At 32.9% G+C, this 13,318-nt stretch carries 16 protein-coding genes; 6 read left to right on the top strand and 10 right to left on the bottom strand.

The genetic code is table 11. The features are described from left to right. Positions 1 to 91: 91 nt before the first annotated feature. Positions 92 to 754, top strand: a complete 663-nt coding sequence (locus FLP_RS04510; RefSeq protein ID WP_065448342.1) for a ribonuclease HII — start codon at positions 92 to 94, stop codon at positions 752 to 754. Between the two features lie 63 nt (positions 755 to 817). On the opposite strand, the gene FLP_RS04505 is transcribed toward FLP_RS04510, so the two are convergent. From FLP_RS04505 to FLP_RS04480, 6 genes are all read right to left on the bottom strand, one after another. Beyond that, positions 818 to 1,669 (bottom strand): nuclear transport factor 2 family protein, encoded by an 852-nt coding sequence (locus FLP_RS04505; protein WP_065448341.1) that lies wholly within the window; start codon positions 1,667 to 1,669, stop codon positions 818 to 820. A 160-nt stretch (positions 1,670 to 1,829) separates the two neighbouring features. Beyond that, complete coding sequence (locus FLP_RS04500) at positions 1,830 to 2,441, bottom strand: NAD(P)H-dependent oxidoreductase (RefSeq protein WP_065448340.1); 612 nt, start codon at positions 2,439 to 2,441, stop codon at positions 1,830 to 1,832. Between the two features lie 78 nt (positions 2,442 to 2,519). Continuing rightward, positions 2,520 to 3,338: an AraC family transcriptional regulator gene (locus FLP_RS04495; RefSeq protein ID WP_065448339.1), complete on the bottom strand. Its 819-nt coding sequence runs from the start codon at positions 3,336 to 3,338 to the stop codon at positions 2,520 to 2,522. A 276-nt stretch (positions 3,339 to 3,614) separates the two neighbouring features. Further along, on the bottom strand, positions 3,615 to 4,313 hold the full coding sequence (gene lipB / locus FLP_RS04490; RefSeq protein ID WP_065448338.1) for a lipoyl(octanoyl) transferase LipB: 699 nt from the start codon (positions 4,311 to 4,313) through the stop codon (positions 3,615 to 3,617). 5 nt (positions 4,314 to 4,318) lie between these two features. Continuing rightward, the gene (locus tag FLP_RS04485; protein WP_065448337.1) at positions 4,319 to 5,062 is read right to left on the bottom strand and encodes a hypothetical protein; all 744 of its coding nucleotides are present in this window, start codon (positions 5,060 to 5,062) and stop codon (positions 4,319 to 4,321) included. A gap of 86 nt (positions 5,063 to 5,148) precedes the next feature. Further along, on the bottom strand, positions 5,149 to 5,880 hold the full coding sequence (locus FLP_RS04480) for a hypothetical protein (RefSeq protein ID WP_065448336.1): 732 nt from the start codon (positions 5,878 to 5,880) through the stop codon (positions 5,149 to 5,151). 373 nt (positions 5,881 to 6,253) lie between these two features. Here FLP_RS04480 and lysS point away from each other — a divergent pair, with 373 nt between their 5' ends. The 3 genes from lysS to FLP_RS04465 all read left to right on the top strand — a co-directional run bounded on the left by lysS (position 6,254) and on the right by FLP_RS04465 (position 8,578). Next, complete coding sequence (gene lysS / locus FLP_RS04475; protein ID WP_065448335.1) at positions 6,254 to 7,957, top strand: lysine--tRNA ligase; 1,704 nt, start codon at positions 6,254 to 6,256, stop codon at positions 7,955 to 7,957. A 97-nt stretch (positions 7,958 to 8,054) separates the two neighbouring features. After that, a complete protein-coding gene (locus tag FLP_RS04470; protein ID WP_065448334.1) occupies positions 8,055 to 8,288 on the top strand; it encodes a hypothetical protein in 234 nt (77 codons plus the stop codon). Beyond that, positions 8,273 to 8,578 carry a type II toxin-antitoxin system RelE/ParE family toxin gene (locus FLP_RS04465; RefSeq protein ID WP_083195788.1) on the top strand — a complete coding sequence of 102 codons (306 nt, stop codon included), beginning with the start codon at positions 8,273 to 8,275 and terminating at the stop codon, positions 8,576 to 8,578. Before FLP_RS04470 ends, FLP_RS04465 begins: the two co-directional genes overlap by 16 nt. A gap of 62 nt (positions 8,579 to 8,640) precedes the next feature. On the opposite strand, the gene FLP_RS04460 is transcribed toward FLP_RS04465, so the two are convergent. The 4 genes from FLP_RS04460 to FLP_RS04445 form a co-directional block, all read right to left on the bottom strand. Continuing rightward, positions 8,641 to 9,243 carry a hypothetical protein gene (locus FLP_RS04460; RefSeq protein ID WP_065448333.1) on the bottom strand — a complete coding sequence of 201 codons (603 nt, stop codon included), beginning with the start codon at positions 9,241 to 9,243 and terminating at the stop codon, positions 8,641 to 8,643. Between the two features lie 29 nt (positions 9,244 to 9,272). Continuing rightward, entirely contained in the window at positions 9,273 to 10,298 is a 1,026-nt protein-coding gene (locus FLP_RS04455) for a 2-hydroxyacid dehydrogenase (RefSeq protein WP_065448332.1), read from the bottom strand. Between the two features lie 85 nt (positions 10,299 to 10,383). Beyond that, positions 10,384 to 10,800, bottom strand: coding sequence for a hypothetical protein (locus FLP_RS04450; RefSeq protein ID WP_065448331.1), 417 nt, complete (start codon positions 10,798 to 10,800; stop codon positions 10,384 to 10,386). Positions 10,801 to 10,806: 6 nt separating this feature from the next. Beyond that, entirely contained in the window at positions 10,807 to 11,730 is a 924-nt protein-coding gene (locus FLP_RS04445) for a DUF4274 domain-containing protein (RefSeq protein WP_065448330.1), read from the bottom strand. 234 nt (positions 11,731 to 11,964) lie between these two features. Here FLP_RS04445 and FLP_RS04440 point away from each other — a divergent pair, with 234 nt between their 5' ends. Further along, the gene (locus FLP_RS04440) at positions 11,965 to 12,396 is read left to right on the top strand and encodes a hypothetical protein (RefSeq protein WP_065448329.1); all 432 of its coding nucleotides are present in this window, start codon (positions 11,965 to 11,967) and stop codon (positions 12,394 to 12,396) included. A 165-nt stretch (positions 12,397 to 12,561) separates the two neighbouring features. Next, on the top strand, positions 12,562 to 13,302 hold the full coding sequence (locus tag FLP_RS25725) for a hypothetical protein (RefSeq protein ID WP_243397538.1): 741 nt from the start codon (positions 12,562 to 12,564) through the stop codon (positions 13,300 to 13,302). Positions 13,303 to 13,318 lie beyond the last annotated feature (16 nt).

Below are 13,318 nucleotides of genomic sequence, written 5' to 3'. Positions count from 1 at the left end.
TGAATTTATACGACTGCTTTGGCAAATAGTAAGAGAACGAATGTTTTTAAAGAAAATTTTATAATATTTGCGAATTAAAACAAAAAAAGAAATGCTTGAAAAAAATTTCTCAGGATTTAATTTAGAAACCGGAACCGACGAAGCTGGAAGAGGTTGTTTGGCTGGTCCGGTAACGGCTGCTGCAGTAATTTTACCGAATCATTTTGAGCATGAATTTTTAAACGACAGTAAACAATTGTCTGAAAAGATGAGAGTTTTTCTAAAACCAATCATCGAGCAGCATGCGCTTTGTTTTGCTGTTACGCATCTGCATCCCAACGAAATTGACGAGATTAATATCCTAAATGCTTCAATGAAAGGCATGCAGGAATGTATCCTGAAACTGCATCATATACCTGAATTTATTATTGTAGATGGTAATCGTTCTTTGAATGCCAAATTGGGTATGAAAAATACTTTTGGCAAACAATTTTCTTTAACTGAAATTGAATTACTAAAATCGATTCCCAACCAAAGCATTATAAAAGGTGATGGTAAATTTTTAAGTATTGCCGCGGCTTCTGTCCTGGCCAAAACGTATCGCGATGAATACATGGATCAGATTCATGAAGAATTCCCGATGTACAACTGGAAACAAAACAAAGGTTATCCTACCAAAGAACATAGGGAAGCCATAAAAAAATATGGCACTACAAAATATCACAGAATGAGTTTTAGGCTTTTGCCGGATCAACTCGAATTGAATTTTGAATAACAATAAAAAAGACTTATCGCAATTGATAAGTCTTTTTTTGTTATTGATAGATTTAGATTTCTATTATTTTTTACTTTTCAGAAATTCTGCAAATAGCTTGGTATCAAAATAAAAAGGTCTGATGTCCGTAATTTTTCCATTTTTCAAATCAAAATGTTCCGAGATTGGTACCGAAAGTGTTTTACCTGATTTTTTTGCTTTCGCCTTTATGGTAAAATAAATAATTACTTCGTTTTTTGTAGCATCGCTAAAATAAACAGGCTCTTTTTCTATTTCTACATCAAAAAATTCAGCTGATTTTGCATACATTTTTACCCATTCATTAAAACCTGTAAATTTCCCTCCGTAAGGCAATCCTTCAGCCTGATTATAAACTGCACCTTCTTCTATTAAATGTGCCATTGCAGTAAAATCCCTGGTTTTAAAAACACTTTCGTAATATTGAGCAACAATTTTAAAATTATCTGCTTCAAGATTATTCAAAATCTCTGCCTCAGACAAAGTAGCTTCCGGATTCCAAAAACCAATAATCTTACTTACCTGACCTTTTCCGTTAAGTCGGGCAAAATCACGTCCGGCCATTATAAGTTTATTTTTTGCATCTAAAATTTTCCAATCCCAACTTACGTAATTGTCTTTTACCACTTTTGGACCAGACTTAAATACAGCATCGGGAAACTTTTTATAAAATTCATTTATAACATTGTTTAGAGCCGCTGTTCCTTTTATAGAGGCAGAAGGGTCTTCAAAGGTACTTTCCTCCAGCCAAATGGTTTTAATTATTTTTAACCTTGCCTCACTTTTACGTTCTGACCAGGCTTTTTCATACACTTCGATTGGATTTAGTTTATCTTTCTTTTGAGCAGATAGCCCATTAATCATAAAAATAAAACAGATAAAGTAGATTTTTCTCATAAGTCAGTAAGTTAGATTCGACAAAGCTTTTACTATAAAGTACGCAACCAAATTTAGGATAAAAAACCCATACTACTACTACCCTCACATAATTTACCGACCATTCAAAATCTCGACGATTAAAGGCTCTTTTTTATGGTTTTTACAATTATTTTTAATATTAAATCATTTTTTTATCCAAAACTGATTCTTTACCGATAAACTTGAAAATAGTTTGGATCTGACTTTCCCAATCCGAAATATTATCTGCGGAAGCTCTGTCTGCCTTATCAAAATAAAAATGCTGTTGAATTTCTAATCCTGAATAGGTAAAAATCCCGGTATCTGAGGTTAATATCAAAGCTTTATCCATTCCCATTGCTTCATATTCTGCATTTGATTTTCCGTGCGAATTGATAATGATTGTTTTCTTTCCAGTCAGTAAACCTTTTTGAACACCCTGATCGTATCGGTAAGCAAATCCGTAACTAAAAACACGATCAATATAACCTTTCATAATTGCCGGCATTCCTGTCCACCAAATTGGGTAAATAAAAATAATACGATCTGCCCATGTTATAAAGTCTTGTTCTGTTTTAACATCATCAGCAACCGTTCCCATTCTTTGCCCATTCATATCGTCTAAAGAAAGTACAGGATTAAAATTGATCTCATTCAAATCTCGAACAGCAATTTCTTCTCCGGATTCCTGAAGGCTTTCGAGTACAGTTTGTTTGAAGAAATGATTTAAACTTCCTGAATTGGGATGCGCATAAACAATTAAATTTTTCATGTTTTCTGTTTTTAAAGATTAACATGGCAAATGTAGAACGCAAGGTTTGAGTACAATTGTAAGAAAACGAAATCTGATTTATCCTGACTTTGAGCTGCAGATATCGTTTTGAAATTTCAGGAATTTTGTGGGCGAAATATTCATATAATATTTAAAGTCATGAATGAGCTGACTTTGATCGTAATAACCGCATTGGTCAACAATCGTTAGCCAATCTGTTTTTGACTCGTTTATTATATTTTCCTGAATTTGATTTACTGCTTTTAAAAACCTTTCATACCGATTGGCTTCTTTTATAGTGTAACCAAAAAATTTCTTTTGATTGAGCTGAATATTTCTTTCGGTTTGATTGATCTGCGAAGCAATTGCTTTTATGGGATTCAGATTTTGGTTTTGAAAATCGGTTAAAAGCGTTGTTATCTCCTTTTGTTCCCTTAAATAAGGTTTACAGAAATCTAAAATATAATTGACACGGTCTTTTGTGTCAGAAAGTTTTTGAAGTTCTTCCCACAAAAGAGTAAAGCAATTTTCATCAATTAAATCATCGGGATGAATGGGCAAAGAATCAAACATTGCATTGCCAAAGAATCTGTAAAAAGCATCTTCTTTGAAATTGGCTACCAAAATCTCTGAATTAGGCTCTAAAGTATAATCGAAAGCTTGTTTTATAGGGCCAAGAACCATACATTTTTCAACTTCTAAAAAAGTATTCTGCTGCGATTTTAAAAATGATTTTGTTCCAAAGTTAAAAACCAAAATGGTTTGAAAACTTGGCAATAAGGTTTTTGTTATGGGAAATGCCGTTTTATTTTCGGCAAAGTAAAAATGAGAAAAAACAGTTTCAAATGCTGAAGGAACGGCAATTCGATAATTGTTATTTTCTTCAGCATTTTTCATACTATTTATATTTAAAAGACTAGTTGGGTGTAATTATTAACACAGAGAACACAAAGTTTTTCACCCTTAAAATTTTGTAAAAACACAAAGAGCACAAAGCTTTGCGAACTTGTTTTTTTTTTAAATAAAACTTCACTAAAAACTCTTTCTAAACTTTGTGAAACCTTTGCGGACTTTGTGGTTAAATCTTATGCTACATTATTCTTACTAGTTAAGTAAAAAAAATTTATTTCTCTTGTATACTCAGACCTATAAATCTATTCAATTAAAAGTTCATCAAACGAATTCTGCCTCAAACAAATGGGTCAAATGTTTTACGATTTTAGCCTTTACTTCGGCTTCATCGACTTTTTCTACGCCAAGTTCTACTTGTAGAGAAGTAACGCCTTTACCGCGAATACCACACGGAATAATGTTGTCAAAATATCCTAAATCAACATTTACATTTAGCGCAAATCCGTGCATGGTTACCCATCGTGAAGCGCGTACGCCAAGCGCACAAATCTTGCGTGCAAACGGAGTTCCTGCATCGAGCCAAACTCCAGTTTCGCCTTCGCTTCTTCCGCATTTTAAGCCGTATTCTTCTAAAGTCAGGATTATAGCTTCTTCCAGAAAACGTAAGTATTTATGAATATCTGTAAAGAAATTTTCTAAATCTAATATCGGATAACCTACAATTTGTCCCGGGCCGTGATAGGTAATGTCGCCGCCACGATTGATTTTATAAAAAGTAGCTCCTTTGGCTTCGAGCTGTTTTTCGTTTAATAAAAGATTTTCAAGATCTCCGCTTTTACCCAAAGTATACACATGCGGATGTTCTACAAAAAGTAAATAATTGGGCGTTGGCAAATCGAGTTCTTCTCTTCGGTTTTTGATTTTTAAGTCGACTATGTCTTTAAAAATTTCTTCCTGATATTCCCAGGTCGATTTATAGTCTTTACTTCCTAAATCCTGAAGTTGAATTTTTTTATTCATTTTAATTATTTTTCAAACTCTACATCAAAGTTAAGTTTGTCAGGATTCTCCATATAATCCGTAAAAGGGTATTGAATTGTAATTGATTTTCGATCCTCGCTGAATAAAGCATTTGGGTTCGATACTTTTTTTATTTTCTTAGGAAAATGGTATTTTATAATATAGTTTGAAGATGCAAAAATCATTTTAGACATATCTGCCGTAGAATCTTTTGCTTTTTCAGCCACTTTTTGTTTATCGATAACAGCTTTACGGGTGAATTTCTTTCCGTCGTAGGTATAACTTAATTTACTGTTATTATCTCCTAAGCCTTTCCCAAAAGGTGTCGCAGCACTTGCTCCGCCTTCTAATCTTTGAAGCGCACTTAGCGATTGCAATGCATCCTGCAACTCATTTACGTTTTTAAAATCAGTTGAAATGGTCATTAAAAACTCTTTTTTCTCGCTATTCATTTTGGTGTTTACTACAAAATTTTCGAGTTTTTTAAGTTCTTTCTGGGCTTCCGGAGACAGTTTTGCAATACTGTCTTTTTTTTCTTCAAACAATTGCTTGAAGGTAAAAGTAGAATCTATATTCTTTTTGGTATCAGGTCCAAGCTGGTCACCAGCCATCGCCATCAAAGACGAACCATCCATATCTACAGAAAACTTTCCGGTTCCGTTATCGTTTACATATATATTTTCGGTTAAGGTGCAGCTCGTTAATGTCGCTAATACAAAACAAAAACTAAGTAACTTGTATAATTTCATAATGGCTAATTTTTTATCAAAGATACGAAGACTATTTTATTTTTTAAGATTCTAAGAAACTAAGGTTCTAAGATCCTAAGACGACACTATTCAAGGTCTTTTTGCTCTAAGACCACTTCCAGATTCGTTATTTCAGGATTTTGCAAACAATCTGAAAGTTGAAATTCTAATGTCATTGTTTTTTTATCGGCACTGATAACTGCTTTTTCGTTTGAAACCGATTTTATTTCTCTTGGAAAATGATATTTTAAAGTATACGACTGCGCTAATTTATACTTAGCATACATTTTTTTTCTTTCTTCCAGCATTTTTTTGTCCTTGTCAAACTTTTGCTGATCAACAATTACAAGATTTCTTTTGAAAGTAAATCCATCGAAAGTATATTTTATTCTAAAGGATTCTTTTGAAACCGGATAATTTTCTTTTAAAGAACTTGCCAAACTAATACTCTCGTAAAGATTAGGTATTTCTTCTATTTTTTTAAAGTCAGAAGAAATTATATTAAAATTTTCCATTTGAACGGGATCTACTTTAATATGCATTCTTACGTTGGCATGTTCCTGAAACAATGCCTGGTCTGATTTACTAAATTTTACAAACGTTGCTGCATACTTTGTTATATAATCCTGAAAAACGAATATTGTATCTGTAAATTTCTCAGAATCAGAATAAGGACGTCCTAATTGCAAATAACTATTTTCGTCGCGTAATTGAAAAATTTCAATAGTTCCGCTTCCGTCTGGGTTTATTTTTATAGTTTCTGTGATTTGACAGCTTGAGACTAAAATTAAGAGTAGAAAGGCTTTTATGATTTTCATTTTCTTGCAAGGTTCTGAGGTTCTGAGTTGCTAAGATACTGAGGTTTTTTTGTTTGTCATTGCGAGGAAGGAAGCAATCTCATTTTGATTGTCTATTTTCTTTTTTACCTCAATTTGATTTAGATCGTGTGATTGCTTCGTTCCTCGCAATGACAAACACCCCAACTCAAACGTCTTTTAAAAACTGAAATTTCTAATTTAGCCCCGATAGAAGCGGTATCCTTTTTTGCTTTTTCGGCAAAAAAGATACAAGTGAATAGCGGGACAAAAGGTCTTTGAAATGCATTAAATTACTGCTTCAAAAAATCTAAAACCTGCATTCTGAAATCTACATTCTTTTCTTTATCTTTGCGCACTTAAAAAAGAGCACAAAATGGCATTATCAGAACAAGAAATCATCCGAAGAGAAAAACTTCAAAACTTACGCAACTTAGGAATCAATCCTTATCCGGCTAATCTTTTTCCTGTAAATCATACTTCCAAGCAGGTGAAGGAATCTTTTGAAGAGGGTAAGAAGGTGATCGTTGCCGGACGTTTAATGAGTGTTAGAGATCAGGGGAAAGCTTGTTTTGCTGAATTGCAGGATAGCGAAGGTCGTATACAATTGTATGTGAATCGCGATGTTTTGTGTGAAGGTGATGATAAAACTTTATATAATACGGTATTTAAAAAACTAACTGATTTAGGTGACTTTATTGGTGTTGAAGGTGAATTGTTTACTACAAAAGTAAGCGCGCAATGTATTCGTGTTGACGGATTTACTTTCTTGAGCAAAACTTTACGTCCGTTGCCTTTGCCAAAAGTAGATGAAGAAGGAAACGTACACGATGCCTTTAATGATCCTGAATTACGTTACAGAATGCGTTATGTAGATTTAACTGTGAATCCGCAGGTTAAAGAAAACTTTATCAAACGTACAAAGTTGTATACTGCAATGCGTGGTTATTTTAACGATGCAGGATATCTTGAAGTTGAAACTCCGGTTTTACAATCGATTCCTGGTGGAGCTGCGGCGAGACCTTTTATCACGCACCATAATTCGCTTGACATTCCGCTTTATATGCGTATTGCAAACGAATTGTATTTGAAAAGATTAATTGTTGGTGGATTTGATGGTGTTTATGAATTCTCGAAAAACTTTAGAAATGAAGGTATGGACAGAACGCATAATCCTGAATTTACCGCTATGGAAATATATGTAGCCTACAAAGACTACAACTGGATGATGGAATTTGCTGAAGGTTTGCTTGAGCATTGTGCCATCGCTGTAAACGGAACCAGCGAAGTTACTTTTGGTGAACACCAAATTAACTTTAAAGCGCCGTATGCTCGTGTTACAATGACAGATTCTATCAAACATTTTACCGGTTTTGATATCTCTGGAAAAAGCGAAGAAGAATTGTTCGAAGCTGCCAGAGGAATGGGAATTGATGTTGATAAAACAATGGGGAAAGGAAAATTGATTGATGAGATTTTTGGCGCTAAATGCGAAGGGAATTATATTCAGCCGACTTTTATTACTGATTATCCTAAAGAAATGTCGCCTCTTTGTAAAGAGCACCGTGACAATCCTGAACTTACTGAGCGTTTTGAATTGATGGTTTGTGGTAAAGAAATCGCAAACGCATATTCTGAACTAAATGACCCAATTGATCAGCGTGAGCGTTTTGAAGACCAAATGCGTTTGGCTGAAAAAGGTGATGATGAAGCAAACGGTGTTATTGACGAAGATTTCTTAAGAGCTTTAGAATACGGTATGCCGCCAACATCCGGAATGGGAATTGGTATGGACCGTTTGATTATGTACTTAACAAACAACGCATCGATTCAGGAAGTTTTATTGTTCCCACAAATGCGTCCGGAGAAAAAACAAGCTCAAATTGAATTGTCTGATGAAGAAAAATTCATCGTAGATTTATTGAAAGGAAATGAAAACAAAATGGATCTTCAGCAACTAAAAATTACTGCTAATTTAAGCGGTAAAAAATGGGATGCTTCTATGAAAAACTTATCTAAACACGGTTTGACTAAAGTTGTTGTTGATGGTGAGTTTAAATTTGTGGAATTGGTGGAGTAGATTTGTCTTATGTTAATATAAATACAACCCGGTAAGCCTAAAACTTATCGGGTTTTTCATTTTATTTACTTAAATTTGATTTATAAAACATATAATTATGGGAGCTTTGGAGATAAAATTAGAGATATTCGATAAACTAAAAAATATTGAAGATTTAAGTTTACTTGAAAAGATTAGAAATCTCTTAAAAAATGCAGATACTTCCCAAGTTTATCAATTTGAACAATATGAATTGGATATGCTAAAGGAAAGCGAAGAGGACATAAAATACGGAAGAACTATTTCTCAGGAAGATTTAGATAAAGAAGATTTAGAATGGCTATCGAAATAATCTGGACGAAAACTGCAGTTTTACAAAGAAGAAAAATATTAGAATATTGGAATAAAAGAAATAAGTCAATGGCTTATTCCAAAAAACTAATATCTGAAATCGCTCAAAGAATTCAATTTCTAGTTAAAAATCCTGAAATCTATATTAAAACTGAATTTCCAGATATTCGTACCTCAACATTAGGACATTACAACATCTTTTATAAAATAACTAATAATGAATTAATTATCATCGCATTTTGGGATAATCGTCGAAATCCTAAAACACTTTCTAAAATATTAAAAAGATAATTATCATAAACCCTACAGGTTCTAAAAACCTGTAGGGTTTATTATTTAAAAACATTCGTACATTAAAACGAATACTTCTCTAATTTCTTTCCCTGAATATCTAAAACCTTGGTATTTTCTTTAGGAGTTTCACCTTTCCAAATTTCCTGAACGGATGGGTTTGACGGGTATTTGCCGTTTTTCATTTTTATGAGATGAAATTTTCCACCGGTTTCGAATATAAGATCGTAAAATTTTTCAGATGCTGAAGTGGTAACGAGAATCGGGAAATCGGTTACGGTGAACTTATTGATTACACTTCCATCATTATTTAGGATGTAACCGGAACAACCTCCGCTTCCGCAGAAATAAGGATTAGAGAAACCAACGAAATATTCGTCTTTTTTATCGTTATTCAAATCGAAAGCTTCGTAGTAAAAAAATCTGTCTTCTTTTGTCATTGCCGGAAGATCTGCCTTTAATAGAATATTCAATTGCTTACGAATCAATTCGACTGCTTTATCATCTTTTGCAGGAGCATCGCTTACATCTGCCGTTCCCGCAACGGTTTTTGATAAGGTATCTTCGGCAATTGTTTTGATGATACTTTTTGAGTCGGTTTTATCTTTGTTTTGGCATGACATCATTCCCAGAATCATAACTGCCACTAAAAGTTTATTTTTCATAATTTTTCTTTTTAAAGTTTAAGATTCTTTTAAACCAGCAAAGCTGCTTTATTTTCAATATCATTATGGGTTAGCAAAGATTTTATATTACTGAAAGTAACCAAAGCAATCTGAGTTAAAGCTTCGTTGGTAAAAAAGGCCTGATGCGCCGTAACCAAAACATTAGGAAAACTCATTAAACGCTGAATCGCATCGTCCTGAATAATATCTGCAGAAAGATCTCTAAAGAATAGTTTTTCTTCCTGCTCGTAAACATCGATTCCAAGATATCCAATTTTACCCTCTTTTAAACCTTCAATAACACAAGCTGTTTCTATTAATCCGCCACGACTTGTATTGATAATCATAACGCTATCTTTCATTTCATCGATAGACTTCTTATTAATGATGTGCTTAGTTTGCTCGTTTAAAGGGCAATGTAAAGAAATAATGTCGCTCGATTTAAAGATTTCTTCAAGAGAAACAAATTTAACTCCGTCTTTTATCATTTCATCATTGGTGACAATATCATACGCGAGCACTTTGCATCCAAAACCTAAAGCAATTTTTGCAAAAGCTTTTCCGATATTTCCGGTCCCAATAATTCCGATTGTTTTTCCGAATAAATCAAAACCTAATAATCCGTTTAGGGAAAAGTTTTGTTCACGAACTCTATTGTAGGCTTTATGTGTTTTTCTGTTTAAAGTCAGAATCATCGCAATCGCATGTTCTGCAACTGCCTGAGGCGAATATGCCGGAACGCGACATACTTTTATATTGTATTTTTTAGCGGCTTCTAAATCGACATTATTAAAACCTGCACAACGCAATGCAATGATTTTTACACCTTTTTCTGCCAATTGTTTAATCACGGCTTCATTGACAATATCGTTTACAAAAACACAAACTATAGTAGCTTTTTCGATCAAAATTACCGTTTGAGGATTTAGTTGGGTTTCGAAAAAATCCAATTCAAAACCAAAATCTTCATTGTACTTATTAAAGAAAGATTTATCATAAGGCTGTGTCGAAAAAAAGGCAATTTTAGTATCATTTGATGTGGCATCTAAACTCATAATCGTTTGTTTTTGGTTTTAACTTCTGGTATTACTAAAGTAAGCAATTAATTCCGAAGTAATTTTCTGATCATGAAAAATCATCTTATTTTGGATATTCTTTACCATGCGCTATAATAATTCCGTCTTTTGGATGCAGACAAGAAACATCATAATCTAAACTCGTCAATATTTTTAAACCATCAATAGGCTCTACTTTGTTTTGACCATTCCAGCCCATTTTTAAACCATATAAAATAAATTCTCTAATATATTTAGGTCTGTTTAAATTGACAACTTCCTCATCTTTTGTAGATAATTTGCTCAATTTTACACCCGTACTTAAAGGATTTCCTGCATATGCATCTTCCCATGTAATAAAATTAATTTGCAATGGAGTTTGCTTATAATTTTCTAAGAATACCGTTATTTTGAATGTTGCTATCTCTGTACTACCTCCAAATCCTGTGACGGATTTATACAGATATACATTTTCTTCGACAGTAATTTTTCTTAATGCCATCAGTTATTATATTCTAAATTTTAAATGATCTGTACTAAAAAGCAAACCAATACCGCTGTAAGGATCTTTTTTCAAATCATAAAAATTATTGACTCCTGACAAATCCTGATATAAATCTGAAATTATCGAAGATTGCTGAAACCCATCTATTGTATGGTTTATAATAGTATCTGCCAAACATGTCAATTCTTTCGTAGCGTTTGTAACTCCTATATTATTTCCGGTTTCCCAATCCCAAATAATCCAATCCCAGTTGTGTTTTATATGAACGCAATCCATCCATAAATAAGAGAGATTCTTAATTTTTACCTTCCCTAATTCTTTTGTTTTCCAATATTCAACACTTTCAATTATAGCGTTAATGGTGTCATGCATTTTATCATAAACAAAATCAGGATTTGAAATTTGAATGATTTCTAAAGCATCTGCAATCTTCGTATTAATCGTTTTCAACTCCTTTTCGTTGGGATTTCTTAAAAAAGCAAACTCGATATCTTGTCTTTCGAAAACAGTTCCTGGTGATTTTTTCAGCATTTCTGCCGGAATAAATGTTGTATTAGAATTTTCATCTAAAAACTCTTCTTTAGGATCAAAAGAAAAATTTTGCTCTTCATAAAAACCAGAAATATATCTTTCTTCAATTTCTTTTATTAATGGATAACTTTCATAATTGATGTCTTTTTTTATGTCTTCTTCGCTTTTGAATTTACAGAAATAATCCGGCTGCAACATCCAATACAAACAAAGCGCTGTTCCTTTATCCAGATGTTTTTGTTTGCTGATCCATAGAAAAGGCTCGATTCCGTCATCATAATTCCAATGCTGTACAAATTGATGCAATTCGGCAGCATTTAATTTTTGATACGACATTTCTCCGTTTACAGCTTTAAGAACTCGGTTTTTATTTTTCTTATTAAATAATTCTTTCATATTGTATTCTGGTAATTGTATTTTGAAATTTTTAATACACTAACAAATTTAAAACCTATTCGTGTAAAATAGCATATCCTGGATCATTAAAGTAATTAAAAAACCATTGCAAATCAGGATACAATATTGCTAATCGCTTTTTCGTTTGTTAAATTAACTACAATTCTGATTATCAGATTAAACCTATTCAATTTGATAAAGTCTAATTACTATAACAATTAAAAAACGTACATCATGAAAAAATTATTTATCGCAGCTTTACTATTCGTTGGAGTAGTAAGTTTTGCACAAGAAGCAGATCAGGCACCTAATCGTGAACCAAGAGAAAGACTAACTCCGGAACAACGTAATGAGAAACAGTTAAAAAAAATAACTACCGAATTAAATTTAGATGCGAATCAGCAAGCTCAGGTAAAACAACTTTTAGCGGATCGAAGTGCTAAAGCCGAAAAATTAAGAGCAGAACGAAAAGATCGAAAAGAAAAACCTACTGCAGCAGAAAGAGAAGCTTTTAAAAATGAATTAAAAGCTGAAAAAGACGCAAATGATGCAAAAATGAAAGCGATCCTAAATGCAGACCAATACAAAAAATGGACTTCTATTCAGGAAGAAAAAAGAGATAAGGCAAAAGAAAAAATGAAAGAATACCAAAAAGAAAACAACTAATAACGGTTACAAAAAGAGGCTTGAATGGCCTCTTTTTTATTTTAAATACTATTTTATGCTTTCATTAATAGTTTCTGTTAATTAAAAGACAAATCTTACAATCTGATTAAACCTAGCAAACTTCTTGAAGTCTAATCGATATAAACCTTTTAAAAAAAACGAATTATGAAAAAATTATTTATCGCAGCTTTATTGTTCGTTGGAATGGTAAGTTTTGCACAAGACATCAATCAGAAAGCTACACGTGATCAAAGAGAAAAATTAACTCCGGAACAACGTAATGAGAAACATTTGCAAAAACTAACTTCTGAATTGAATTTAGATACAAAACAACAAGCGCAAGTAAAACAATTATTAGCCGAAAGATCTGCTAAAGGAGAAAAGTTTAGAGAGGCCAATAAAGATCGCAAAACAAAACCAACTGCGACAGAAAGAGAAGCCTTTAAAAAGCAAATGGAAACTGAAAAAGCTGCAAACGATGCTAAAATGAAAGCTATTTTAAATGCGGATCAATACACAAAATGGACCGCTTTGAAAAAAGATCACAAAGGCAAAAGAGATCACAAAGGTCATAGAGATATGAAATCTCCGCAAGAACGTGATCAGGCACATTTGCAAAAATTAACAACTGAGTTAAACCTAAACGCAGATCAGCAAAAACAAGTTGGTCAACTTTTATCTGACAGAAGTACTAAAATGGAAATGCTGAAAAAAAGCCGTGGAGAAAACGCTGCAGCACCAACTGACGCAGAGAAAAAAGCCATGAAAAAACAAATGGAAGAAGATCACAAAGCGACTGATGCCAAAATGAAATCTATTTTGAATGCTGATCAATATAAAAAATGGACAGCGATTCAAAAAGAACACAAAGATAAAATGAAAGATCACAGAAAAGATAAAATGTAATTGAGATCAAAAAAAA

It is taken from the genome of Flavobacterium piscis (genome assembly GCF_001686925.1).
GTDB lineage: Bacteria > Bacteroidota > Bacteroidia > Flavobacteriales > Flavobacteriaceae > Flavobacterium > Flavobacterium piscis.
The sequence above is the reverse complement of the archived record's forward strand: the minus strand, read 5'-3'. Positions and strand labels throughout refer to the sequence as shown.